At 57.8% G+C, this 24640-nt stretch carries 20 protein-coding genes; 13 read left to right on the top strand and 7 right to left on the bottom strand.

Features of this window, described 5'->3' with window-relative positions; genetic code table 11:
* Positions 1 to 21: 21 nt before the first annotated feature.
* The 3 genes from rdgC to sbcD all read right to left on the bottom strand — a co-directional run bounded on the left by rdgC (position 22) and on the right by sbcD (position 5986).
* The gene (gene rdgC, locus EH206_RS17065; RefSeq protein ID WP_009114070.1) at positions 22 to 933 is read right to left on the bottom strand and encodes a recombination-associated protein RdgC; all 912 of its coding nucleotides are present in this window, start codon (positions 931 to 933) and stop codon (positions 22 to 24) included.
* A 146-nt stretch (positions 934 to 1079) separates the two neighbouring features.
* Positions 1080 to 4763 carry an AAA family ATPase gene (locus EH206_RS17060; protein ID WP_009114069.1) on the bottom strand — a complete coding sequence of 1228 codons (3684 nt, stop codon included), beginning with the start codon at positions 4761 to 4763 and terminating at the stop codon, positions 1080 to 1082.
* Positions 4760 to 5986 carry an exonuclease subunit SbcD gene (gene sbcD / locus EH206_RS17055; protein ID WP_009114068.1) on the bottom strand — a complete coding sequence of 409 codons (1227 nt, stop codon included), beginning with the start codon at positions 5984 to 5986 and terminating at the stop codon, positions 4760 to 4762. Before sbcD ends, EH206_RS17060 begins: the two co-directional genes overlap by 4 nt.
* Before the next feature lie 217 nt (positions 5987 to 6203).
* Between sbcD and phoB the strand changes: the two genes are divergently transcribed.
* The 5 genes from phoB (at position 6204) to proY (ending at position 12798) form a co-directional block, all read left to right on the top strand.
* Positions 6204 to 6893: a phosphate response regulator transcription factor PhoB gene (phoB, locus tag EH206_RS17050; RefSeq protein WP_009114067.1), complete on the top strand. Its 690-nt coding sequence runs from the start codon at positions 6204 to 6206 to the stop codon at positions 6891 to 6893.
* A 27-nt stretch (positions 6894 to 6920) separates the two neighbouring features.
* Positions 6921 to 8243, top strand: a complete 1323-nt coding sequence (gene phoR / locus EH206_RS17045) for a phosphate regulon sensor histidine kinase PhoR (protein ID WP_009114066.1) — start codon at positions 6921 to 6923, stop codon at positions 8241 to 8243.
* 239 nt (positions 8244 to 8482) lie between these two features.
* Positions 8483 to 9589 (top strand): cobalamin-independent methionine synthase II family protein, encoded by a 1107-nt coding sequence (locus EH206_RS17040; protein ID WP_009114065.1) that lies wholly within the window; start codon positions 8483 to 8485, stop codon positions 9587 to 9589.
* A gap of 455 nt (positions 9590 to 10044) precedes the next feature.
* Positions 10045 to 11364 carry a branched-chain amino acid transport system II carrier protein gene (brnQ, locus tag EH206_RS17035; protein ID WP_009114064.1) on the top strand — a complete coding sequence of 440 codons (1320 nt, stop codon included), beginning with the start codon at positions 10045 to 10047 and terminating at the stop codon, positions 11362 to 11364.
* 72 nt (positions 11365 to 11436) lie between these two features.
* Positions 11437 to 12798 carry a proline-specific permease ProY gene (proY, locus tag EH206_RS17030; RefSeq protein ID WP_009114063.1) on the top strand — a complete coding sequence of 454 codons (1362 nt, stop codon included), beginning with the start codon at positions 11437 to 11439 and terminating at the stop codon, positions 12796 to 12798.
* Positions 12799 to 12854: 56 nt separating this feature from the next.
* On the opposite strand, the gene EH206_RS17025 is transcribed toward proY, so the two are convergent.
* The 3 genes from EH206_RS17025 to EH206_RS17015 all read right to left on the bottom strand — a co-directional run bounded on the left by EH206_RS17025 (position 12855) and on the right by EH206_RS17015 (position 15725).
* Positions 12855 to 14126, bottom strand: a complete 1272-nt coding sequence (locus EH206_RS17025) for a mechanosensitive ion channel family protein (protein WP_009114062.1) — start codon at positions 14124 to 14126, stop codon at positions 12855 to 12857.
* A 202-nt stretch (positions 14127 to 14328) separates the two neighbouring features.
* A complete protein-coding gene (locus EH206_RS17020; protein ID WP_009114061.1) occupies positions 14329 to 14931 on the bottom strand; it encodes a peroxiredoxin C in 603 nt (200 codons plus the stop codon).
* Between the two features lie 212 nt (positions 14932 to 15143).
* Entirely contained in the window at positions 15144 to 15725 is a 582-nt protein-coding gene (locus tag EH206_RS17015; protein WP_040344043.1) for an acyl carrier protein phosphodiesterase, read from the bottom strand.
* Positions 15726 to 15838: 113 nt separating this feature from the next.
* Here EH206_RS17015 and queA point away from each other — a divergent pair, with 113 nt between their 5' ends.
* From queA to secF, 5 genes are all read left to right on the top strand, one after another.
* Positions 15839 to 16906, top strand: coding sequence for a tRNA preQ1(34) S-adenosylmethionine ribosyltransferase-isomerase QueA (queA, locus tag EH206_RS17010; protein WP_009114059.1), 1068 nt, complete (start codon positions 15839 to 15841; stop codon positions 16904 to 16906).
* 106 nt (positions 16907 to 17012) lie between these two features.
* Positions 17013 to 18170, top strand: a complete 1158-nt coding sequence (tgt, locus tag EH206_RS17005; protein WP_009114058.1) for a tRNA guanosine(34) transglycosylase Tgt — start codon at positions 17013 to 17015, stop codon at positions 18168 to 18170.
* Between the two features lie 86 nt (positions 18171 to 18256).
* Positions 18257 to 18589, top strand: coding sequence for a preprotein translocase subunit YajC (gene yajC / locus EH206_RS17000; RefSeq protein ID WP_009114057.1), 333 nt, complete (start codon positions 18257 to 18259; stop codon positions 18587 to 18589).
* 27 nt (positions 18590 to 18616) lie between these two features.
* Complete coding sequence (gene secD / locus EH206_RS16995) at positions 18617 to 20464, top strand: protein translocase subunit SecD (protein ID WP_009114056.1); 1848 nt, start codon at positions 18617 to 18619, stop codon at positions 20462 to 20464.
* A 10-nt stretch (positions 20465 to 20474) separates the two neighbouring features.
* Entirely contained in the window at positions 20475 to 21443 is a 969-nt protein-coding gene (gene secF / locus EH206_RS16990) for a protein translocase subunit SecF (RefSeq protein ID WP_009114055.1), read from the top strand.
* 188 nt (positions 21444 to 21631) lie between these two features.
* Here secF and EH206_RS16985 read toward each other — a convergent pair whose 3' ends face one another.
* On the bottom strand, positions 21632 to 22204 hold the full coding sequence (locus tag EH206_RS16985) for a SadB/YajI family lipoprotein (protein ID WP_009114054.1): 573 nt from the start codon (positions 22202 to 22204) through the stop codon (positions 21632 to 21634).
* Between the two features lie 215 nt (positions 22205 to 22419).
* On the opposite strand from EH206_RS16985, the gene nrdR reads away from it, so the two are divergent.
* From nrdR to ribH, 3 genes are all read left to right on the top strand, one after another.
* Complete coding sequence (gene nrdR, locus EH206_RS16980) at positions 22420 to 22869, top strand: transcriptional regulator NrdR (RefSeq protein WP_009114053.1); 450 nt, start codon at positions 22420 to 22422, stop codon at positions 22867 to 22869.
* Between the two features lie 45 nt (positions 22870 to 22914).
* On the top strand, positions 22915 to 24066 hold the full coding sequence (gene ribD, locus EH206_RS16975) for a bifunctional diaminohydroxyphosphoribosylaminopyrimidine deaminase/5-amino-6-(5-phosphoribosylamino)uracil reductase RibD (protein ID WP_009114052.1): 1152 nt from the start codon (positions 22915 to 22917) through the stop codon (positions 24064 to 24066).
* Positions 24067 to 24155: 89 nt separating this feature from the next.
* Positions 24156 to 24632: a 6,7-dimethyl-8-ribityllumazine synthase gene (gene ribH / locus EH206_RS16970; RefSeq protein ID WP_009114051.1), complete on the top strand. Its 477-nt coding sequence runs from the start codon at positions 24156 to 24158 to the stop codon at positions 24630 to 24632.
* Positions 24633 to 24640 lie beyond the last annotated feature (8 nt).

Genomic DNA, 24640 nt, shown 5'->3' with positions numbered 1-24640 from the left:
CGCACGGCATAAACGCCGAGGCTAGCGCTGAGCCTCGCCGCCCAGGGCTTCAATCAGGTTGGCGATCAGCGCCGCCAGTTCGGCGGTCATCAAAATAAAGTCGGCGTCGAAGCGCTGAGCGAAATCATCCCGATCGATATCATCGTTTTGTTCGCGCAACGTATCGGAGAACTTCAGCCGTTTCAGCGAACCGTCGTCCGACAGCACCAACTGTACCCGTTCCTGCCAGTCCAGCGCCAGTTTGGTGACCAGCTTGCCCGCTTCGATATGTACCGCGATTTCGTCGCTTACCAGATCCTGTTTTTTGCAGCGGATCACGCCGCCGTCTTCCAGAATCGCTTTCAGCTCGGCTTCATCCTGTAGGGCGAAACCGGCGGGAGGAGTACCGGAACGCACCCATTCGGTCAACGTCAGCTCGATGGGATTTTCCATCGTCAACGGCACCACCGGCAGCGAGCCGAGGGTTTTGCGCAACAGCGCCAGGGTGTCTTCCGCTTTCTTGGCGCTGGCGGCATCCACCATGATCAGGCCGTTGACGGTATCGATCCATAACCAGATTTGGCTGAAGCGACTAAACGCGCGCGGCAGCAGGCTGTGCAGCACCTCGTCTTTCAAGGCGTCTTTTTCGGTTTTTTTCAGCTTGCGGTGCTGTTCCGCCTCCAGCCGCTCTATTTTGGCCTGCAACGCCTGCTTAATCACCGGCGAAGGCAGGATCTTCTCCTCTTTGCGGGCGCAGATAACAATCTGTCCGTTAACCGCGTGCGTTAAGGCATCGCTGTGGGAGCCCATCGGCGACGCCCAGCCGCTTTTCATCATGTCCTGACTGCCGCACGGCGTGAAGGCAAAGGCGCTTAACTGTTTTTCCATCTCATCCGCCGACAGGACGACGTCGCGGTTCAGGCGGTAAATCATTAAATTTTTAAACCACAGCATGGTGTTATCCCTGACTGGGCGCGCAGGCTTGCACGCGGGTTCATTAATGCAGCGCGCATGATAACGAATTCGGCCGGGCGATGCAGAACAAAATCAGCTTATCCCCGTCATACTTCAGGGCGCATGCGCGTCGGCCGAGGCCTGAACTAAAGCGCAAATTCCGGCGCCAGCCGGCTGATGCCCAGGCCGTTAACCTTGGCGACCTTAATCTGTACGGCAATGCGTTCTTTCATCGCTTCGACGTGGCTAATGACGCCGATGGTTTTACCGCCGGCGTTGAGGTTATCGAGGGCGTCCAGCGCGGCGTCCAGCGTTTCCGCATCCAGGGTGCCGAAGCCCTCGTCGAGAAACAGCGAGTCGATGCTGGTTTTATTGCTCACCAGATCGGAGAGCGCCAGCGCCAATGCCAGGCTGACCAGAAAACTTTCCCCGCCGGAAAGCGTGCGGGTATCCCGCAGCGCGTCGGCCTGCCAGGTATCCACGATCTGTAGCTTCAACTCGTCATTGGTCTGGCGCTGCAACAGATAACGGCCGTGCAGACGGACAAGCTGCCGGTTGGCCAGATACACCAGATGATCCAGCGTCAGTCCCTGGGCGAATTTGCGGAACTTATCGCCTTTCTGGGAGCCGATCAGCTCGTTCAGACAGCTCCAGTCGTCATAGTGCCGCTGGCTTTGGTCGATTTCCGCCAGCAGCGCCTGCTGATTCTGGCGGTGGCGCTGGTCGGCGGTTAATTGCTGGCGCATTTCCCCCTGCTGCTGAAGATTGCTTTTCAGCGTTTCATTTAATTCGCCCAGCCTGTGTTGCACCCAGGGCAGGGCGGCTTCCGCCGCCAGCGTTTGCGGGCGCTGTTGCCGATGGGCGGTCAGAAGCCGCTCCGCCTGTTGATACAGCGCGGTCGCCTGTTGCCATTGCTGATGCAGTTTTTCTTTGCGCTCGCGCAGTTCGTTATGCTCGCGTTCATCCAGCAAGGCGCGTTGAAATGCCTCTTCATCCGCGAAAACGCTGTGTTGCAACGCCTGGGCGAAATCCTGCTCTGCCTGCTGGCGCAGCGCGGCGACGCGGGTCTGTTGCTGCTGTACGCCGGTTAATTCTCCGGTCAGGCGGTCCAGCGACGACTCCGCCTGCTGGCGTTGCGCCTGAATTTCCCGGCCGGCCTGTTCGCACTGCCGGCTTTTTTCACGCAGTTGGGCGCTGACTTCCGCCGTCGATTTATCACCGAAAAGCTGTTGCCGCTGCCGTTGGGATTCCTCCAGCGCGTTGGCGTGCGACAGCAGCTGTCGCCGTAACGCCAACAGCTGCTGTTCGCCAAGCTCGATGGTTTTGGTCAGATGCTGACGCTCCGCTTCCAGCGCCGCAGCGGCGTTCGATAGCTGCTGCTGTTCCTGCTCTGCCTCTTTCCAGACCCGCCACTCTTCGGCGCGTTGCGCCAGCCAGGTCTCCTGTTGCGCCGTCTCCGGCACGCCAAGGGAGAAATCCGCCAGCGTTTTTTCCATTTCCTGCCGATGCTGTTCCTGCTGCTCCGCGCTCTGTTGCTGCGCTTGCCGCAGCTCGGAGAGGGCATTCTTCAGCGTTTGCCGCTGTTGGGTGTTCAGCGCTATCTGCTGCTCCGTCTGTTGCAGCAGGGTATTTGCATTGGTCAGTGAATCCTTACTTTCCTGCCGTTGCCGTTGGGCCTGCTCGCGCAGCGCAATCTGCCGTTGAATCTGCTGTTCCTGGGTTTCGCACTGCGCCAGCCACGCGGTTAATTCGGCGAATTGCTCGGGGGCGTAATCCCCCGGTAAGCGCTCACTGACCTCGCGCCACTGTTGCAGTAACGTCTGATATTCCTCATCCATGCGGCCGCGATCGTGCTGCAACTGGTCAAGCTGTTGTTGCAATGCCGCCAGTTGCGCCTCGACGTGCGCCAGCGCGCTTTCTGACTGGCCGACCTCCTGGCTCAGTCGTAGCAGACGTTGTTCGGTTTCCGAGGTCTGCAGCGCCTGATAGCGTTCGACCGCCGGGTGGTGCGTCGAGCCGCACAGTGGGCATGCTTCGCCCGGCCGTAGCCGCCGCCTTTCCTCTTCCAGCTTTACAATGCGTATTTCCAACTGATGATTTTTATCCACCTCGGCCAGATGCTGACGGCGCAGCTCAAGCTCCGTACTTTGCCGTTGCCGCTGTTCCTGCAACCGGCCGCGCTGTTCCTGTAGCTGCGTTTGCCGGGTTGCCGACTGCTCCCTGCGCGAACCGAGCTGCCGGAACAGCTCTCCGAGGGTGGCCAGGCGCTGGCGATCGGGCCGCCGGGCGATGGACTGGTTAAGCTGCTGGTACAGATCGCTAATCGGCTGCCGGTCGTCCGCTTCCTGCAACGCCTGCTGATGCTGGTCGAACTGTTGCTGAGCATGGCTGACCGCGCCGTGCTGTCCGCCGCGCTGGGCGGTCAGTTTGTCCGCTTCCAGATTCAGCTGTTCCGCCTGTTGCTCATAGCGCGCCTGTTTTTGGCGCAGGTTCGCCAGCTCCTCAACCAACTGCCGTTGCCGCTGAAACTGTGCGCGCCACAGCGAAAGGTATTCCCCCCAGCGTTGATGATGAGGGTGCCGCCGGCGATAGTCGTGGATCTGCTCCAGCCGTTGCTTGGCGGACTGGCGCTGCCGCTCCGCTTGTTCCAGCTTGCGGCGATCCTCCTGCTGGCGCGCCTGCGTTTGCTCCAGTTCCTGCTGCTGTTTGTCCCGCTGCTGGCGCAGGGTGTTGATCTGGTGATCCAGCGGAATGATGCGTTCGCCGATCAGCGTCTCCTGCTGCTGGCGGTAGTCGGCTTGCCGGCGCTGTTCTTGCTGTGTTTTATCCTCTTGCCGGCGCAGCGCCAGCAGGACGCTCTCCTGGGTTAGCCGATGTTGCGTCAGGCCGTCGAGCTGCTTTTGCAGCGCCGCGGACTCGGCGTGGTAACGGTCCCGCTCCTGCTGGAGCGGCCTGAGTTTTTCCGCCGGTTCGCTTTGCGTCAGGCGTTCGAGCGCCGGCTGCGCCTGGCGCATGTCCTCCTCCGCCGCGACGAGCCGTTCTTTGCCGGCCGTCAGCGCTTGCTGATGTTGAGCGAGTTGTTCAAACCAGCGCTGATAAGTTAGCGCTTGCTCTCGCTCGCTAATCAGCGCCTGCTCCCGTTGCGTTAACGATGACAGCTGCGCCTCCAACTGCCGGCGCTGTTCGTCATTCAGCAGTTCGATTCCCGCCGCGCGCGCCTGCAGGGTATCCAGGGCGATTCTGGCCTGTTTGTGCCGGTCGAAAACGCGCTCGGAAATCAGCCCGTATATATCCGTGCCGGTCAGTTCCTCCAGCAGTTCGGCGCGCTCGTTGGCGTCCGCATTCAGAAAGGCGGCGAATTGCCCCTGCGATAACATCATCGAGCGGGTAAAGCGGCCGAAATCCAGCCCGGTGATGGCGGCGGTCATCTCCAGTTTTTCGGTCAGCTTTTCACACAGGATCGTGCCGTCATCCATGCGCGCCAGTTCGGCTTTCGGCGTTTGCAGGTTGCCGTCCGGGGAGTTTCTGGCCCGGCGCTGGCTCCAGAAGGCGCGGTAACCGACGCCTTTGACCTCGAACTCCACTTCGGCCAGGCACTCCGCCGTGTTGCGGGTCATCAGCTCATTCTGGCTGGCGGAAATGTTTTTCAGCCGCGGCGTCGCGTGATACAGCGCCAGGCAGATGGCGTCGAGCAGCGTGGTTTTCCCCGCGCCGGTGGGGCCGGTAATGGCGAACAGGCCGTTGCTGGCAAAGGGCTCGCGAGTGAAATCAATTTTCCATTCCCCTTTCAGGGCATTGAGGTTTTTTAACCGCAGGCTGAGTATTTTCATGCGCCGTGCTCGCTATTTTCCAATTCATCCATAACCTGATCGAACAGCGTGCGTACGCGCTGCTGACGGCTTTCTTCCAGATCGGCGGCGCTCGCCAGCCGGCGTTCGAAAACCTCGTGCACCGTCAACTCGTTCAGCGTCTCTTTCTGCTGGCGGACTATCGCCTGCAGGTGCTGTTCGCGGGCGCGGCGCAACAGCAGCACTTCGACGGGTAAACCGTCGGTCAGCGCCTGAATGCGTTTCTGCATATCGCTCAGATAATCCTGCGTGGTGATTTCAATATCCAGCCACACCGGCTTTTCGCCCTGATAGTCGCTGAAGGCGGCCAACTGCCGTTCTATTTCCGCCAGATCGCCTTTGATAAGGCGCATCGGCTGGGTGACCGGCACCGGGAGCGCCTCTACCGTCGGCGGGCCGCCCGGCGCCAAATCCACCAGATAAACCGATTTCCGGCTGCTTAATTCATCAAAGCTCAGCGGAATGGGGGAGCCGCTGTAGTAAATGGGCGCGCTTTTCGTTACCCGCTGCGGGCGGTGAATATGGCCGAGGGCGATATAGTCCGCCGGTGGAAAAGCCTGCGCCGGAAACGCATCCAGCGTACCGATATAGATATCGCGTACGGAATCGGAGGCGGTGACGCCGACGGTGGTCAGGTGCCCGGTGGCGATGATGGGCAGCGGCAGCCCCAGAATATCGCGCTGCCGGCAGGCCGACTGGTAACACTGGCGGTAATGCGTGGTGATGGCGTCCAGCAAGGCCTGCTGTTTTTCATCTCCGGATTGCCCGGCCTGGCTGGCGATCAGATCGCGCGGGCGTAAAAAAGGGATGGCGCACAGCAGGGCAGCGGGCTGATTCCGGCGGTTTTCCAGCACCAGCACCTGTTTGTCGACGTCGCCGTCGACGCTGGCGATAACCCGGGTATTGAGGCAGGCCAGTAGATCCCGCGATTCGTTCAGCGTGGCGACAGAATCATGGTTACCTCCCAGCACCACCAGCCGGCAGCCGGTGCGCTGCATATCGACCACAAAGCGGTAGTACATTTCCCGCGCATAGCTCGGCGGCGAACCGTTATCAAAGATATCCCCTGCTACTATTACCGCATCCGCCTGCTGCTGTTCGACCTGTTCCAGCAGCCAGTGCAGAAAAGCCTGATGTTCGGCCGCCCGGCTTTTGGTGTAAAAATACTGCCCCAGATGCCAGTCGGCGGTGTGGATAATACGCATGGAACTCCCTGAACGGCATGTAATCGCAATGCGCTTGATTATAAACAGCCATCGGGGCAGTGTCGTGGCGAAAACCGAAAGTTTGGAAAGCGGCTCGAAAATGCGTCGGACTGTTATTGTGCGGGATTGAAAAAATGCTTTTAATAAATCTGTCACAAAACTGACGCATAATGCCTCCCGCATGCAACGGCGACGATGATTAATGGCAGGATTAATGATGGCTAGACGCATATTGGTCGTGGAAGATGAAGCACCGATTCGGGAAATGGTATGCTTCGTACTGGAGCAGAATGGTTATCAGCCAGTCGAGGCCGAAGATTATGACAGCGCGGTAACGCAACTGTCGGAGCCTTTTCCAGAGCTGGTGCTGCTGGACTGGATGCTGCCGGGCGGTTCGGGTCTGCAGTTTATCAAGCATATGAAACGCGAGGCGCTTACCCGCGATATACCGGTCATGATGCTGACCGCGCGCGGCGAAGAGGAGGACCGCGTGCGCGGGCTGGAAGTCGGCGCGGATGATTACATTACCAAGCCGTTTTCCCCCAAGGAACTGGTGGCGCGCATTAAGGCGGTGATGCGCCGCATTTCGCCGATGGCGGTTGAAGAGGTGATTGAAATGCGCGGATTGAGCCTCGATCCCTCCTCCCACCGGGTGACGACGGAAGAGCTCGCGCTGGATATGGGGCCCACGGAATTTAAACTGCTGCATTTCTTTATGACGCATCCTGAGCGGGTTTACAGCCGCGAGCAGTTGCTGAATCATGTGTGGGGCACTAACGTTTATGTTGAAGATCGTACCGTTGATGTGCATATCCGCCGCTTGCGCAAGGCGCTGGAAACCAGCGGGCATGATAAAATGGTGCAGACCGTTCGGGGAACGGGGTATCGTTTTTCAACGCGTTATTGAAGGTCGTCGTAGCGGAGAAACATTAACGTGCTAGAACCTCTCTCATGGAAAAGGCTGGCGCTGGAGCTGGCTTTTTTTTGTCTGCCCGCGCTGTTACTGGGATTGATCTTCGGCTATCTGCCCTGGTTTCTGTTAGCCGCCGTTCTGGCGGCGCTGTGCTGGAATTTTTATAACCAGCTTAAACTCTCCTACTGGCTTTGGGTCGATCGCAGCATGACCCCGCCGCCCGGACGCTGGAGCTGGGAACCGCTGTTCTACGGTCTTTATCAGATGCAACTGCGCAACCGGCGGCGGCGGCGCGAGCTGGCGTTGTTGATTAAGCGTTTTCGCAGCGGCGCCGAATCCTTGCCGGATGCGCTGGTGATCACCACCGAAGAGGGCGCCATTTTCTGGTGTAATCATCTGGCGCAACACCTGCTCAGTTTCCGCTGGCCGGAAGATAACGGGCAGAATATCCTCAACCTGCTGCGTTATCCCGAATTCGCCGACTATATGAAAAGGCGGGATTTCAGCCGTCCGCTAACGCTGCAGCTAAATAACGCCCACCACGTTGAATTCCGCGTGATGCCCTATTCGGAAGGGCAACTGCTGATGGTGGCGCGCGATATTACGCAGATGCACCAGTTGGAAGGCGCCAGACGCAACTTTTTCGCCAATGTGAGCCATGAGCTGCGTACCCCGCTGACGGTATTGCAGGGCTATCTGGAGATGATGCAGGATGAAACGCTGGACAACGCCCTGCGCAGCAAGGCGCTGAATACCATGCAGGAGCAGACGCGGCGTATGGACGGACTGGTAAAACAGCTGCTGACGTTATCGCGTATCGAAGCGGCGGCGGCGATCGATCTGAACGAGAAGGTGGATATGCCGCTGATGCTGCGCGTCTTGCAGCGTGAAGCCCAGGCGCTGAGTCAGGATCGCCACGAGCTGGTTTTTCGGGTGAATGAGCGGCTGCAGATTTTCGGCAACGAAGAACAGCTGCGCAGCGCGGTTTCCAATTTGGTCTACAATGCCGTTAACCATACGCCGCCGGGCACGCGCATTGAGGTTTGCTGGCAGAAAACGCCGCAGGGCGCGCAGTTTCAGGTGAGCGACAACGGGGCGGGGATCGCCGCTGAACATCTGCCGCGCCTGACGGAGCGCTTTTATCGCGTCGATAAGGCGCGTTCGCGCCAGACCGGCGGCAGCGGGTTAGGACTGGCGATTGTCAAACACGCGCTCAGCCACCATGATTCCCGGCTGGAGATCCTCAGTGAGGAGGGAGCCGGTTCCCGCTTTGTGTTTACGCTGCCTAATCGGCTGATTGCGCCTGCCTCCGCGGCTGAAAATACCGTGAAACCCTCAGCCTGACGGAGGCGGACGCCATTGCTCAACCTTGAGCCGGGGGGTTGGGCATAAACTTGAAATTTATTCAATCACGGTGAAAATTCTTCAATTGCCGGGGAACAGGGCGCGTGGCAGCATACGGGGAATTTAGACGTCCAGATGTCTGAATAGTTGCCGTCGGTGACTATCACGCACGCTGTCCATTATTCCACTATTTCGCCGCCATCGCCCATCAGGGCGCGGGCCGGCAACCAGGAGCGACCATGGCTAAAACACTTCCCCCATTCCGTGCCGACGTCGTCGGCAGTTTGCTGCGCCCGGCGGCAATCAAGCAGGCCCGCTTGCAGTATCAGTCCGGTAAGATTGATGCGTTGCAGCTGCGGCAAATAGAAGATCGGGAAATTCTGCGAGTTGTCGAGCGGCAGCGCGAAACGGGCCTGCAGGTGGTGACGGATGGCGAGTTGCGCCGCAGCTGGTGGCATTTTGACTTTTTTGCCGAGCTGAACGGCGTTGAACGCTATGAAGCTGATCAGGGGATTCAGTTCAACGGTATTCAGACCAAGTCGCTGGGCATTAAAGTGACGGGGAAAGTGGGCTTTAATCCACATCACCCGATGCTGGAGGATTTCCACTATCTGAACGGCATTGCAGGGGATGCGGTGGCGAAAATAACCATTCCCAGCCCCAGCGTGCTGCATTTCCGCGGCGGACGTAAAGCGATAGACAGCACGGTATACCCGGATCTGGCGGACTATTTCAACGATCTGGCGCAAACCTGGCGCGACGCGATCCACGCATTTTATGATGCAGGCTGCCGCTATCTGCAACTGGATGACACCGTATGGGCCTATTTGTGCTCGGACGACCAAAAGCGCCAGATCCGCGAGCGCGGCGAAGATCCCGAGCAACTGGTGAGTACCTACGCCGCGGTGCTGAACAAGGCGCTGGCGGATAAGCCGGCCGATCTGGTGATTGGGCTGCACGTATGCCGCGGTAATTTCCGCTCTACCTGGATTTCGGAAGGCGGGTACGAACCCGTGGCGAAAACGTTGTTTGGCGAAGTGAATGTGGATGCTTTTTTCCTGGAGTACGACACGGAGCGCGCCGGGGGTTTTGAGCCGTTGCGCTTTATCAAGCCGGGTCATCAACAGGTGGTGCTCGGACTGATTACCACTAAAAACGGCGAGTTGGAAAATGCGCAAAGCGTTCAGGAGCGTATTGAGGAAGCGGCGAAATTCGTCGATATCGGCCAGCTTTGCCTTAGCCCGCAGTGCGGCTTCGCCTCCACCGAAGAGGGCAACAGCCTGACGGAAGAGCAGCAGTGGAATAAGCTGAGGCTGGTGGTCGATATCGCCGATCGGGTTTGGTGATCGTCTCGTTTTTATACTGAAAATCGTCCGCGCCGGTTCGTCTGAATCGGCGTTTTTTTATGGCGGGCTGTCTCTGCCCGCCACCTTTCAGGCCGTCGCGGCCGGCGATTTTTTATCTCATAAGTTTATTCTATGGCTTCATCATGCATTTTTTATGAATTTTATGCAGTTTATTGCAATGTATCGCCTTGAAATGCACAAATCATGTATCAGGTAATTTGCGATAGCTAATATTATCTGTTGTTATTGTTGTTTAATTTAGTTGAAAACTCTGGTTTTTCGATGCCGGCTTGTCTTTTAGCGCTATAAACGTTCTAATTGCCCCCCAATATGGCTGTGCGCCAAAAGAATACTCCTATAAATTTGCACTCCGTCTTTGTCCTGGCTTATGGACGGTGGTTGCGACACGGTTTTTTCTTCTTCTTATCGATTTATACAGGCAACGCGACATAACTATGAGTCATCGTTTAACGTCCAAAGATATCATGGCATTAGGTTTTATGACCTTTGCCCTGTTTGTCGGCGCGGGGAATATCATTTTCCCGCCGATGGTGGGTTTACTGGCGGGCGAACACGTCTGGATGGCCGCGGTCGGCTTTCTGATTACCGCGGTGGGGCTGCCGGTGCTGACCGTCGTGGCGCTGGCGCGCGTCGGCGGCGGTATTGACGCGTTAAGCTCCCCGATCGGCAAAAAGGCGGGGTTGGTATTGGCGACCGTCTGCTATCTGGCGGTTGGTCCGCTGTTCGCCACGCCGCGTACGGCCACGGTCTCGTTTGAGGTCGGGCTGGCGCCGCTGGTGGGAAACGCCGCTTCTCCGTTGCTGATTTATAGCCTGATCTACTTTGCGATTGTCATCGCGGTTTCGTTATACCCCGGAAAACTGCTGGATACGGTAGGGCATGTGCTGGCGCCGCTGAAAATCGCCGCCCTCGCGGTACTGGGCGTCGCCGCGGTGCTGTGGCCGGCCGGTTCCCCCATCCAGGCGACGGAAACCTACCAGCATGTGCCATTCTCCAACGGTTTTGTGAACGGCTATCTCACCATGGATACGCTGGGCGCGATGGTGTTCGGTATCGTTATCGTTAACGCCGCCCGTTCGCGCGGCGTTGAGAGCGCCAGGCTGCTGACGCGCTACACCATATGGGCGGTGCTGATTGCCGGCATCGGCCTGACGCTGGTCTACCTGAGTCTGTTCCAGTTGGGCGCCTCCAGCGGCGCTTTGGTGCCGGAGGCTTCCAACGGAGCTGAAATTCTGCATGCCTACGTCCAGCACACGTTCGGCGGCCTGGGCAGCAGTTTTCTGGCGTTGCTGATATTTATCGCCTGTATGGTAACGGCGGTCGGTCTGACCTGCGCCTGTGCGGAGTTCTTCGCGCAGTATCTGCCGCTCTCATACCGTACGCTGGTCTTTGTGCTGGGCGGTTTCTCCATGGTGGTGTCCAACCTTGGTTTAAGCCACCTGATTCAGCTCTCCGTCCCGGTGCTGACGGCAATCTACCCCCCCTGCATCATTCTGGTATTGCTGAGCTTTACGCGCTCCTGGTGGAATAACAATTCGCGTATTGTGGCGCCCGTTATGCTGGTCAGCCTGTTGTTCGGCCTGATTGATGGTATAAAATCGTCGGCCTTCAACGCGCTGTTGCCGGAGTGGAGCCTGCGCCTGCCGCTGAGCGAGCAGGGGCTGGCCTGGCTGCCGCCATCGTTGGTGGTTTTGCTGGCGGCGGCGATTTACGACCGGTTGGGTACTCATCAGGAAGCCAGAGTACATCAATAACGCGGTCAATGTGGGATGTATGCGCCACAGGCGATAGCCTGTGGTTTTTCTTTTTCAACAGGTTGCTTATCTATGGAACAACAATCCGCCAGGCTTAAGCGTGGGCTAAGTACGCGGCATATCCGTTTTATCGCCCTGGGTTCGGCGATCGGAACCGGTCTTTTTTATGGTTCGGCCAACGCCATTCAGATGGCCGGGCCCAGTGTTCTGCTGGCTTACCTGATCGGCGGCGTCGTGGCTTATATCATTATGCGGGCGCTGGGCGAAATGTCGGTGCATAACCCGCAGTCCAGCTCTTTTTCCCGCTATGCGCAGGATTACCTCGGGCCGCTGGCGGGCTATATCACCGGCTGGACCTACTGCTTCGAGATGCTAATTGTCGCCATTGCCGATGTCACCGCATTCGGCATTTATATGGGCGTGTGGTTCCCGGCGGTTCCCCACTGGATCTGGGTGCTGAGCGTGGTGCTGATCATCGGCGCTATTAACCTGATGAATGTGAAAGTCTTCGGCGAGCTGGAGTTCTGGCTCTCTTTCTTCAAGGTCGCCACCATCATTATCATGATCGTCGCCGGGATCGGCATTATCGTCTGGGGCATCGGCAACGGCGGCGAGCCCACCGGCATTCATAACCTGTGGACCAACGGCGGGTTCTTCAGTAACGGCGTGATGGGGATGATCCTCTCGTTGCAGATGGTGATGTTTGCTTACGGCGGGGTGGAAATTATTGGTATTACCGCCGGCGAAGCCAAGGATCCGCAAAAATCCATTCCCCGGGCCATCAATTCCGTTCCCTGGCGCATTCTGGTGTTCTATGTGGGTACGCTGTTTGTGATCATGTCGATCTACCCCTGGAACCAGGTCGGCACCCACGGCAGCCCCTTTGTGCTGACGTTCCAGCATCTGGGGATTACCGCCGCCGCCGGCATCCTGAATTTTGTGGTGATCACCGCCTCGCTGTCGGCGATTAACAGCGATGTGTTCGGCGTCGGCCGCATGCTGCACGGCATGGCCGAACAGGGCCATGCGCCGCAAATCTTTACCCGCCTTTCCCGGCGCGGGATCCCGTGGGTAACGGTGGTGGTGATGATGACGGCGCTGCTGGTGGCGGTATATCTGAACTACATCATGCCGGGCAAAGTCTTTCTGGTTATCGCCTCGCTGGCGACTTTCGCCACCGTTTGGGTATGGATCATGATCCTGTGCTCGCAAATCGCTTTCCGCCGCCGCCTGAGCCGCGATGAAGTGAAGTCGCTGGCTTTCCCGTTGCGCGGCGGTACGGCGACCTCGCTGTGCGCCATCATTTTCCTGGTGTTTATTATTGGTTTAATCGGCTACTTCCCGGCCACGCGGGTTTCGCTTTATGTCGGCGTTATCTGGATTGTCTTGCTGCTGGCGGGCTATCAGCTCAAGACGCGCCGTCAGCGGCGGTAGGGTGAGCATACGGGGATAAAGGTTTTATCCCCGTTTTACTTTCCGCGGGCGGTTGTTTAACGGACTGAAGTCACCTGCCGCGTCAGCGCCTGCATATCATATCCGGTCGGCGTCTGATGCACGCGCAACTCGAACTCCGGCATAACGGCGAAGATATGGTCGAAAATGTCCGCCTGTATGCTTTCGTACTCCACCCAGGCGGTGGTATTGGTAAAGGCGTAAATTTCCAGCGGTAAGCCTTCCGGCGTCGGCGCCAACTGGCGCACCATCAGCGTCATGCCTTTATGAATCCCCGGATGCGTGCGCAGATAAGCCTGAAGATAGGCGCGGAACGTCCCCAGATTGGTCAGCCGGCGTCCGTTGAGCGGGGAGGAGAGATCGGCGCCGTCCTGCGCATTATGCTGTTGCAATTCGCTGGTTTTGTGCGCGATATACGGCGAGAGCAGCCTGCTGCGCAGCAGCCGCTGTTGTTCGTCTTCGGTCATAAAATGTACGCTGGTGGTATCGATATTGACGCTGCGCTTGATGCGTCGGCCGCCCGATTCCGACATGGCGCGCCAGTTTTTGAAAGAGTCCGATATCAGGGCGTAGGTAGGGATGGTGGTGATGGTATTGTCCCAGTTTTTGACTTTAACCGTGGTCAAGCCGATATCGATTACCGCGCCGTCGGCGCCGTATTTCGGCATTTCCAGCCAGTCCCCCAGCAACAGCATATTATTGACCGAGAGCTGGATACCTGCCACCAACCCCATAATCGGATCTTTGAAAACCAGCATCAGGACTGCGGTCATCGCCCCCAGACCGCTGATCAGAATCAACGGCGATTTTCCTATCAGCAGCGACACCACCATAATGCCGATCACGATGGTGGCGATCAGCTTCAGGCTTTGAAATATTCCCCGCAGCGGCAGTTGGTTGGCGATTTTCGAACGCGATGAAACGCTCAGCAAGATATCAAGCAGCGAAAATAGCGCCAGCAAAGCGAAAATCATGATCCAGACCTGAGAACAGATCACCAGGGCTTCACGGGTTTCACTGTGCGACGGCAGCCACAGCACCACCTGAATATTGAGAATAATGCCCTGTAGCAGAAAGGCCAGACGATTAAACAGATTATGCTGCGTTAAAGCCTGCTTCCAATCGGGGACGCCGACGTTATCCGCTTTGGTTGACGAACGTAATACCACTCTTTTTAACACCACCTGATGAAGAATCAGATGGATGACGGCTGAAATCAGCAATATCAGCCCCAGAACAATCAGTAGCGCAATCATGCCAGCCTGTTGCATTCCCGCGTTTTCCAGCCACAGCGCAAGATTTTGTTGCATGCGTTTCCTCTTTTGTATGCCGGCAAACCGGTCGGCGGTGTTGATGGTGCGTACCGTTAAGGCTAAAGATTTTGGGTGCGGTCCGTCAATTTTTGTTTTTAGCGCCTGAAGGGGGTGACAATAGCAGGAAAAGAGCGGTAACCGGGGGATATAAAAAAGCCAGCGGCCCTGGGTCGCTGGCTTAGGGGGAAGTACGGCGCGATTACAGCTTGTCGGCGTTTTCCGACAGGTATTTCGCTACGCCGTCCGGCGACGCGCCCATGCCGGATTTGCCTTTTTCCCACTGGGCCGGGCACACTTCGCCGTGCTCTTCGTGGAATTGCAGCGCGTCGACCATGCGCAGCATCTCATCAATATTGCGGCCCAGCGGCAGATCGTTCACCACCTGATGACGCACAATGCCCTCTTTGTCGATCAGGAAAGATCCGCGCAGCGCCACGCCGGCATCCGGGTGTTCGATGCCGTAGGCTTTCTGGATTTCGCGTTTAACGTCGGCAACCATCGCATATTTCACTTCGCCGATGCCGCCTTTGGCGACCGGGGTTTGACGCCAGGCGTTATGCACGAACTCGGAGTCGAAAGAGACGCCGACCACTTCAACGCCGCGCTGCTGGAATTCGGCATAACGGTGATCGAAAGCGATCAGCTCCGACGGGCAGACAAAGGTAAAATCCATCGGCCAGAAGAAGATCACCGCCGCTTTACCGGCGATATGTTTTTTCAGGTTGAAGTTTTCAACGATTTCGCCGCTGCCGAGAACGGCCGCGGCGGTGAAGTCAGGCGCTTGACGAGTGACCAGAACCATAATTACTCCTGTAATTTGTCGTTAATGGTGGAGTGATGTACAAAACAGCAGTAAGTATAGGGATTTTAGCGCGGCGAATACAGGCAAAGAGACCAATCGATGAGATAGTTTTTACCTATTGAACCAATAGGGCATATATATCATAGCCCGGCATTAACCCTTATCATTGTAAGGATAAGCGGCGACGGAAAGATGACGATAAACCCGCCGGTTTACAGTCGTTGTGTTTGCGCCAGCGCCATCATCCGCGGATAGAATTGCCAGAAAAGCGTTTCAAATTGCGCATAGTTTTGCTCGATATCGCCGAACGAACCGGAAAGCGCCGCCAGCTTAGGCCGCCGAATCGACATTCTGTGCAGCACATCGGCAATAAACGGCAGTTCCGCATAGCGTTCCAGCCAGCGTTCCGACCACAAATAACGATTCAGATGCTGAAAGCGATCGGGTGTTTGCGCCAGATGCGGCGTAATTTGCCCCTGCGCCTGACTGACAAAGGAGGAGAGCGATATCCGCGGCTCCAGCCGTTGCCAGTGGCGGGCGAGAAAATGATCCCATAACACATCCAGCGTAATCGGCGCGACGCGGCGGTAGTCGGCGCTGAAACGCCGGCGCGCCTGTTTTACCTCCGGCAGGCTGTCGGTCAGGGAATCGACCCGGCGATGCAGACGAATACCCGCAACGATATCGGCGGGGTAGCTGTCCTGGGGATTGCCGCGGACGAAATCCGCCATCAGATTGCCTAACGGCGAACTGTCGGCCAGCGCGGCCAGGTGGAGGTGAGCAAGAAAATTCATGGCGACAGTATAATGCATTGCGTCCTCCGCGCGCTTATTTCTTGCAGCCTGCCGCTTGCGGCTCTAGACTAGGCCGCCCTTTTTTAACGTATTAACCAGCTAAGTGAATTGTCATGCGCGTTGCCGATTTTTCGTTTGAACTTCCCGAATCATTGATTGCCCACTATCCGCAGGCGCAGCGCAGCGGTTGCCGGCTATTGTCGCTGGAGGGGCCGACGGGAAAGGTGACGCACGAGGTGTTTACCGATTTGCTGAATAAGCTGGATGCGGGCGATCTGCTGGTGTTCAACGATACGCGGGTGATCCCCGCGCGGCTGTTCGGGCGCAAGGCCAGCGGCGGCAAGCTGGAGGTGCTGGTGGAGCGGGTGCTGGATGAACGCCGGGTGCTGGCCCACGTGCGCGCGTCGAAAGCGCCAAAGCCCGGAACCGAGCTGCTGCTGGGCGATGACGAGAGCGTCAGGGCGACGATGGCGGCCCGTCATGACGCATTGTTTGAACTGCATTTCGACGACTCCCGCGACGTATTGTCGATTCTGAACGCCATCGGCCATATTCCGCTGCCGCCTTATATCGACCGGCCGGACGAAGAGGCAGACCGCGAGCTCTATCAGACGGTTTACAGCCAGCGTCCGGGCGCGGTGGCCGCGCCGACGGCCGGTTTGCATTTTGATGAACCCATGCTGGCGGCGCTGCGTGAAAAGGGCGTGGAAATGGCGTTCGTCACCCTGCACGTCGGGGCCGGAACCTTTCAGCCGGTGCGGGTGGAGTCGATAGAAGATCATGTGATGCACGCCGAATATGCCGAGGTGCCGCAGGCGGTGGTTGACGCGGTGCTGGCCTGTAAGGCGCGCGGAAACCGGGTGGTGGCGGTCGGCACCACCTCGGTGCGTTCGCTGGAAAGCGCCGCGCAGGCCAGCAAGGATGCGCTGATTGCGCCGTTTTTCGGCGACACGCGGATCTTTATCTATCCCGGCTATCGCTACCGGATTATCGATGCGCTGGTGACCAACTTTCACCTGCCCGAATCCACGCTGATTATGCTGGTGTCGGCGTTTGCCGGCTATCGGCACACCCTGTCCGCCTACCGGCAGGCGGTGGCCGAGCAATACCGCTTTTTCAGCTATGGCGATGCGATGTTTATTACCCGCAACCCCGCGGCCGAGCAGGAGCAAGCCGGATAGTTTCCCGGCCGGACCGTCCATACGCGCCGCAGACCAGGCTCTGTCAGGCGTTCATTTGATATTATCAACATCAACATCGGACTGTTTTTCCGATGCTGGAGGTTAAGTGAAGTACGAACTGCAAACAACCGACGGCCGGGCGCGGCGCGGCAGACTGATTTTTGAACGCGGCGTGGTGGAAACCCCGGCGTTTATGCCGGTGGGCACCTACGGCACGGTAAAAGGGATGACGCCGGAAGAAGTAAAAGAGAGCGGCGCGCAGATCCTGCTGGGCAATACCTTTCACCTGTGGCTGCGTCCCGGCCAGGAAATTATGAAATTGCACGGCGACCTGCATGGTTTCATGCAGTGGCACGGGCCGATCCTCACCGACTCCGGCGGTTTCCAGGTGTTCAGCCTGGGGGATATCCGCAAGATCACCGAAGAGGGCGTACATTTCCGTAACCCCATCAACGGCGACGCCATTTTCCTCAGCCCGGAAAAATCGATGGAAATCCAGTACGATCTGGGCTCGGACGTGGTGATGATCTTTGACGAATGCACCCCTTACCCCGCCGACTGGGACTATGCCAAGCGCTCGATGGAGATGTCCCTGCGCTGGGCGAAGCGTAGCCGTCAGCGTTTTGACGAACTGAATAATAACAATGCCCTGTTCGGCATTATTCAAGGCGGTGTTTACGAAGATTTACGTGACGTATCGGTAAAAGGGCTGGTAGACATTGGCTTTGATGGGTACGCTGTGGGCGGTTTAGCGGTTGGCGAGCCGAAAGAGGACATGCACCGTATTCTGGAGCACGTCTGTCCGCAGATCCCGGCGGATAAGCCGCGCTACCTGATGGGCGTCGGCAAGCCGGAGGATTTGGTGGAAGGCGTGCGGCGCGGCATTGATATGTTTGACTGCGTGATGCCGACGCGCAACGCGCGCAACGGTCATCTGTTCGTCACCGACGGCGTGGTGAAAATCCGCAACGCGCAGCATAAGGACGATGTGAGCCCGCTTGACGAGCATTGTGATTGCTACACCTGTCGCAATTATAGCCGCGCCTACTTGCATCATCTTGACCGTTGCAACGAAATACTCGGGGCGCGACTCAATACCATCCATAATTTGCGTTATTATCAACGTTTGATGGCGGGTTTACGTCAGGCTATCGAAGAGGGTAAATTAGAGCACTTTGTGGTGGATTTTTACCAACGGATAGGCAAACCGATACCGCCGCTTGCTGAAAAAACGTTGCTGACAGTAACTGACCGCCAGCTTTGAAATGTGTTTTTATATTATTCACTGTTGTAACGTTGATAGCCTATCTTTCGATAGCTTATCTTTTTGACAAAAAAGAGGAAATTTAAATGAGTCTTTTTATCTCCGATGCTGTAGCAGCGACTGGCGCTCCGGCTCAGGGAAGCCCGTACTCTCTGGTTATCATGCTGGCCGTTTTCGGTCTGATTTTCTACTTTATGATCCTGCGTCCGCAGCAGAAACGCGCCAAGGAACATAAAAAATTAATGGATTCCATCACCAAGGGTGATGAGGTTCTGACCACCGGCGGTCTGGTCGGGCGGGTGACGAAAGTGTCTGAAACCGGCTACATCGCCATTGCGTTGAATGACACCAATGAAGTGGTTATCAAACGTGATTTCGTGGCTTCCGTACTGCCGAAGGGCACGATTAAGGCCCTGTAATTTTTGATTTTCCCGAAGGGAACTGCCGTGTTAAACCGTTATCCTTTGTGGAAGTACCTGACGCTGATCGTGGCTTTGCTCATCGGTCTGCTCTATGCGCTTCCTAACCTGTATGGTGAGGATCCGGCGGTACAAGTTACTGGCGCGCGGGGAACCGCCGCCAGCGAAACGACGCTGATCCAAGTCCAGAATGTATTAAAAGAGCAAAATATCACCAGTAAGTCGATTGCATTGGAAAACGGTGCGATTCTGGCTCGCTTCTCCAACCCGGACGTTCAGATCCGTGCTCGTGAAGCTCTCCTCACTGAACTGGGCGACAAATTTGTTGTGGCGCTCAACCTGGCTCCGGCCACCCCGACCTGGCTGCGCGTCCTGGGCGCGGAACCGATGAAGCTGGGGTTAGACCTGCGCGGCGGCGTTCACTTCCTGATGGAAGTGGATATGGATACCGCATTGGGCAAGCTGCAGGAACAGACCCTGGATTCCCTGCGCAGCGATCTGCGCGAGAAAAACATCCCTTACGCCGCGGTGCGTAAAACCGAAAACTACGGCGTCGAAGTGCGTTTCCGCGACGCTCAGACCCGGGATGAAGGCGTGAGTTATCTGACCAGCCGCCACCGCGATCTGGTGTTCAGCGCCAGCGGCGGCAATCTGCTGCGCGCGGTGATGAGCAACGAGCGCCTGCGCGAAGCGCGCGAATATGCGGTGCAGCAAAACATCAATATCCTGCGTAACCGCGTCAACCAACTGGGCGTTGCCGAACCGCTGGTGCAGCGTCAGGGCGCCGACCGTATCGTCGTCGAACTGCCGGGGATTCAGGATACCGCGCGCGCCAAGGAAATTCTGGGCGCCACGGCCACGCTGGAGTTCCGCCTGGTGAACAGCGACGCCGACGCCACCGCGGCGGCCAACGGCCGCGTACCGGGCGATTCCGAAGTGAAGAACATGCGCGACGGCGCGCCGGTGGTGCTGTATAAGCGCGTTATTCTGACCGGCGACCACATCACCGACTCCACGTCGAGCACCGATGAATACAACCGTCCGCAGGTGAATATTTCACTGGACAGCGCCGGCGGCAACACCATGTCCAACTTCACCAAGGACAGCATCGGCAAGTTGATGGCGACGCTGTTCGTTGAATACAAGGACAGCGGCAAGAAAGACGCCAACGGCCGGGCGATCCTGGAGAAGCAGGAAGAGGTGATCAACGTGGCGACGATTCAGTCGCGTCTGGGCAACAGCTTCCGCATTACCGGCATCGACAACCCGAACGAAGCGCGTCAGCTTTCCCTGCTGCTGCGCGCCGGCGCGCTGATTGCGCCGATCCAGATTGTGGAAGAGCGCACCATCGGCCCGACGCTGGGGATGCAGAATATTACCCAGGGTCTGGAAGCCTGCCTGTGGGGCCTGGTCGCCTCCATCGTTTTTATGGTGGTCTATTACCGTAAATTCGGGGTGATCGCCACCACCGCGCTGATCGCCAACCTGGTGATGATCGTCGGCGTGATGTCGCTGCTGCCGGGGGCGACGCTGACCATGCCGGGCATTGCCGGCATCGTGCTGACGCTGGCGGTGGCGGTCGATGCCAACGTACTGATAAACGAGCGTATTAAAGAAGAGCTGAGAAACGGACGCAGCGTCCAGCAGGCGATTCACGAAGGTTATAAAGGCGCATTCTCCAGTATTGTGGATGCCAACCTGACTACCCTGATTACCGCCATTATCCTGTACGCTGTCGGTACCGGTTCGATTAAAGGCTTTGCCATCACCACGGCGATTGGGGTAGCCACCTCAATGTTTACGGCGATTGTCGGTACTCGTGCCATCGTCAACCTGCTTTACGGCGGCAAACGCATTAACAAGCTGTCTATCTGAGGAGTGCGTTGTGGCACAGGATTATACTGTTGAACAACTGAACTACGGACGCCGGGTCCACGACTTTATGCGTTGGGATAACGTCGCGTTTTTGATTTCAGGAACGCTGCTGATCCTCTCGCTGATCGTGATGGGCGTACGGGGCTTTAACTGGGGATTGGACTTCACCGGGGGGACGGTGATTGAGATCAATCTTGAAAAACCTGCCGATCTGGATCTGATCCGTGATTCATTGCAGAACGCCGGGTTTCACGATCCGCTGATCCAGAACTTCGGCAGCAGCCGCGACGTGATGGTACGTATGTCGCCGAACGTCGGCACCTCCGGCCAGGAGCTCGGCAACCGCGTATTAAGCGTTATCAATCAGGGCACCGAGCAACAGGCGACGGTAAAACGCATCGAGTTCGTCGGTCCCAGCGTGGGGAGCGATCTGGCCCAGGCGGGCGGCATGGCCCTGCTGAGCGCGCTGATCTGTATCCTGATTTACGTCGGTTTCCGCTTCGAATGGCGGCTGGCGCTGGGGGCGGTTATCGCGCTGGCGCATGACGTGGTGATCACCATGGGGGTGCTGTCTCTTTTCAGGATAGAGATCGACCTGACTATTGTGGCGTCGCTAATGTCGGTCATCGGCTACTCGCTGAACGACAGCATCGTAGTCTCCGACCGTATCCGCGAGAATTTCCGTAAAATTCGCCGCGGCACGCCTTATGAGATCATGAACGTCTCGCTGACGCAAACCCTGAGCCGCACCATTATGACGTCGGCGACCACCCTGGTGGTGGTGCTGATGCTGTATATCTTCGGCGGCGCGATGCTGGCGGGATTCTCGCTGGCGATGCTGATCGGCGTATCGATCGGTACGGTGTCATCCATCTACGTGGCTTCCGCGCTGGCGCTGAAGCTGGGGATGAAACGCGAGCATCTGCTGGTGCAGAAGGTGGAGAAAGAGGGCGCCGATCAGCCTTCGATTCTGCCTTAAGCCTGCGTTATGCGATAATAAAAAACCCCATTCGTTGGGGTTTTTTTATGGCGGGCCGTCGCAGGCGACGTTGAAAATCGCTCCCGGCGATTTTTTATGACGGGCTATCCTGCCCGTCACCCTGCGGGCCGTCGCAGGCGACGTTGAAAAACGCTCCCGGCGTTTTTTTATGACGCGGGAGAACCGGATCAGGGCGCTTCGATAGCGGCAACGGGCGGCGGCGTCCGCTCCTGGCCGACAATATGATACAAACGAACGAATCCTAGCTGCTCGGGAGAGAGTCCACTAAGGCGCAGTTCAATCACCGTCTCGGCTTTCGGCAGCAGCGAAGGTGAAAAGACGAAGGCCTGCGTCTGAATATCTCGGGGCAGCGGCTTGCCGGTAACGGGATCGATTTGTCCCCAATCGAGCCGGGCGCTGAATGCGGACAGGCGGGCCGCATCTAGGGTGCGGATATGCAGCAGCGCGCGGCTGCCGTTGGCCTCGCTCTCGATATCGCTGAGCGATACGCCAAGCTGGCCGATATCGCTCTGCAAGATCGCGCGGCTTTGGGCGACGGGCAGTAAATAAACGCCGGAAGTGGATTGCGCGTTCAGCGCGTTTTGCTGTTCCAGCGCCGTCGCCTGATTGGTCAGGGTTTGTAGCTGCTGATTTAACTGACCCAGTTGATGTTGCAACTGCGGCATCTGGCGCTGTTGCGCGCAGCCGGCCAGAAAAACCAAAGCCGGTAAAATAGCCAGCACAGGGTGGCGGGTTATCATTGCTGTTTCCCCTTTGATGTTTTGCTTATTGTTCCTGCAATCTCCCTTGTTGACAGTGTAGCCGCGATTATGCGCCTGTCATAGGCGGGCGGAATTTTTTCATGCCGCGCCGGAAGGGATGCGGATCGGTTCGCAACAATGCGCTGGAGTTTGGGTTACGCTGTCGATTCAGGGTAAACTGTCGCTATGTTAAGGATTACCGCTCAGGACGCATTATGCATTGCCCATTTTGTTCCGCCGTTGACACTAAAGTCATTGATTCCCGCCTGGTTGGCGAAGGTTCGCAGGTACGCCGTCGGCGGCAGTGCCTGGTCTGCAATGAACGCTTTACCACCTTTGAAGTGGCGGAACTGGTTATGCCCCGAGTGGTGAAAAGCAACGATGTGCGCGAACCCTTTAATGAAGATAAATTGCGCAGCGGCATGCTTAAGGCGCTGGAGAAAAGGCCGGTCAGCGCTGATGACGTGGAGATGGCGATCAATCATATCAAATCTCAGCTGCGCGCCACCGGCGAGCGCGAGGTGATGGCGAAAATGGTGGGCAATCTGGTGATGGATGCGCTGAAGAAACTGGATAAGGTGGCCTATATCCGCTTTGCGTCGGTGTACCGCAGCTTTGAGGATATCCGCGAGTTCGGCGAAGAGATTGCCCGTCTTCAGGATTAAGCATGATGTGGCGGCGCAATCGCCGCGGACTAAGAGGGGCAGGGAATGGTCGGTCCACAGGGCGAATTAACACTTCCGCAGGATGAAACCTATATGGCGCGGGCGCTTGAGCTGGCGCGCCGCGGACGCTTTACCACCGCGCCCAATCCAAATGTCGGCTGCGTGATCGTCCGGGATGGCGAGGTCGTCGGCGAGGGATACCATTTTCGCGCCGGCGAACCCCATGCCGAAGTTCACGCGTTGCGTATGGCCGGCGAGCGGGCGCGCGGCGCCACCGCGTATGTCACGCTGGAGCCATGCAGCCATCATGGCCGAACCCCGCCCTGCGCCGACGCGCTGGCGGCGGCGGGGGTGTCGCGCGTCGTCGTCGCCATGCAGGACCCCAATCCGCAGGTGGCGGGGCGCGGGCTGCATCGCCTGCAACAGGCGGGCATTGCGGTGAGCCATGGGTTGATGACGGCGGAAGCGGAGAAGCTCAACCGCGGCTTTCTTAAACGTATGCGCACCGGTTTTCCTTATGTACAGCTGAAAATGGCCGCCTCGCTGGATGGGCGCACGGCGATGGCGTCCGGGGAAAGCCAGTGGATCACCTCTGCGCAGGCCCGGCAGGACGTACAGCGCTTTCGGGCGCAGAGCGCGGCCATTCTGAGCAGCGGCGCCACGGTATTGGCGGACGATCCCTCGCTAACGGTTCGCTGGCGGGAGCTGGATGCCGACACGCAGCGCAATTACGCCGCTGCGGATGTCCGCCAGCCGGTGCGCGTTATCGTTGACGGCCGGCGGCGCGTTACGCCGCAGCACCGCATCATTGCGCAGCCGGGGCAAACCTGGCTGGCGCATACGGGCAGCGATGAACGGACGTGGCCGGAAACGGTCAAACAGCTGAGTTTGCCGCAGCACGCTGGCGGGATCGATCTGGTTGCGCTGATGATGGTGCTGGGCAAGCGGCAGATTAACTCCGTCTGGGTGGAGGCCGGCGCCACTCTGGCGGGGGCGCTGTTAAAGGCCGGCGTGGTCGATGAGCTGATTGTGTATCTCGCGCCGAAGCTTTTGGGGGATAATGCCCGCGGGCTTTGCGTTCTGCCGGGGCTGAACCGGCTGTCCCAGGCTCCCGAGTTCGAAATAAGCGATGTACGCCAGATAGGGCCGGATTTGCGGCTGCGGCTCAAGCCGCAAAACGGGTCATCGGGCGCCTGATGGGCGTCCGACAAAACCGCATACGCAACCGGAAGAATATGATAGAATCCGCCCCCCTGCGGGGTATAAAGACCAGACAAAGGAAAGCTATGAACGTTATTGAAGGTGTTGTTGCTACTCCTGATGCCCGCGTGGCGATTGCGATTGCTCGTTTTAACCATTTTATCAACGACAGCCTGCTGGACGGCGCGATTGACGCATTAAAGCGCATCGGTCAGGTTAAAGACGAGAATATTACCGTTGTTTGGGTTCCCGGCGCCTACGAGCTGCCGTTAGCCGTTCGTGCGCTGACCAAGAGCACGCAAAACGGCGGTTATGACGCGGTGGTCGCGCTGGGAACGGTCATCCGCGGTGGAACCGCCCATTTTGAGTTTGTTGCCGGCGAATGCAGTTCCGGTTTGTCTCGTATCGCCGTGGATAGTGAAGTGCCCGTCGCTTTCGGGGTACTGACCACGGAAAGCATCGAGCAGGCGATTGAACGCGCCGGCACCAAAGCGGGTAATAAAGGCGCAGAAGCCGCCCTGACCGCGCTGGAAATGATTAACGTATTAAAAGCCATTAAGTAAGGGGAATT

This window comes from Brenneria nigrifluens DSM 30175 = ATCC 13028 (assembly GCF_005484965.1).
Taxonomy (GTDB): Bacteria; Pseudomonadota; Gammaproteobacteria; order Enterobacterales; family Enterobacteriaceae; genus Brenneria; species Brenneria nigrifluens.
This window is presented reverse-complemented; position numbering and strand designations above follow the sequence as displayed.

Bases quoted from the DNA above. Each gene is read 5' to 3' on its own strand.
- rdgC (WP_009114070.1), bottom strand. From the start codon at position 933: ATGCTGTGGTTTAAAAATTTAATGATTTACCGCCTGAACCGCGACGTC.
- EH206_RS17060 (WP_009114069.1), bottom strand. From the start codon at position 4,763: ATGAAAATACTCAGCCTGCGGTTAAAAAACCTCAATGCCCTGAAAGGG.
- sbcD (WP_009114068.1), bottom strand. From the start codon at position 5,986: ATGCGTATTATCCACACCGCCGACTGGCATCTGGGGCAGTATTTTTAC.
- phoB (WP_009114067.1), top strand. From the start codon at position 6,204: ATGGCTAGACGCATATTGGTCGTGGAAGATGAAGCACCGATTCGGGAA.
- EH206_RS17040 (WP_009114065.1), top strand. From the start codon at position 8,483: ATGGCTAAAACACTTCCCCCATTCCGTGCCGACGTCGTCGGCAGTTTG.
- brnQ (WP_009114064.1), top strand. From the start codon at position 10,045: ATGAGTCATCGTTTAACGTCCAAAGATATCATGGCATTAGGTTTTATG.
- proY (WP_009114063.1), top strand. From the start codon at position 11,437: ATGGAACAACAATCCGCCAGGCTTAAGCGTGGGCTAAGTACGCGGCAT.
- EH206_RS17025 (WP_009114062.1), bottom strand. From the start codon at position 14,126: ATGCAACAAAATCTTGCGCTGTGGCTGGAAAACGCGGGAATGCAACAG.
- EH206_RS17020 (WP_009114061.1), bottom strand. From the start codon at position 14,931: ATGGTTCTGGTCACTCGTCAAGCGCCTGACTTCACCGCCGCGGCCGTT.
- EH206_RS17015 (WP_040344043.1), bottom strand. From the start codon at position 15,725: ATGAATTTTCTTGCTCACCTCCACCTGGCCGCGCTGGCCGACAGTTCG.
- queA (WP_009114059.1), top strand. From the start codon at position 15,839: ATGCGCGTTGCCGATTTTTCGTTTGAACTTCCCGAATCATTGATTGCC.
- yajC (WP_009114057.1), top strand. From the start codon at position 18,257: ATGAGTCTTTTTATCTCCGATGCTGTAGCAGCGACTGGCGCTCCGGCT.
- EH206_RS16985 (WP_009114054.1), bottom strand. From the start codon at position 22,204: ATGATAACCCGCCACCCTGTGCTGGCTATTTTACCGGCTTTGGTTTTT.
- nrdR (WP_009114053.1), top strand. From the start codon at position 22,420: ATGCATTGCCCATTTTGTTCCGCCGTTGACACTAAAGTCATTGATTCC.
- ribD (WP_009114052.1), top strand. From the start codon at position 22,915: ATGGTCGGTCCACAGGGCGAATTAACACTTCCGCAGGATGAAACCTAT.
- ribH (WP_009114051.1), top strand. From the start codon at position 24,156: ATGAACGTTATTGAAGGTGTTGTTGCTACTCCTGATGCCCGCGTGGCG.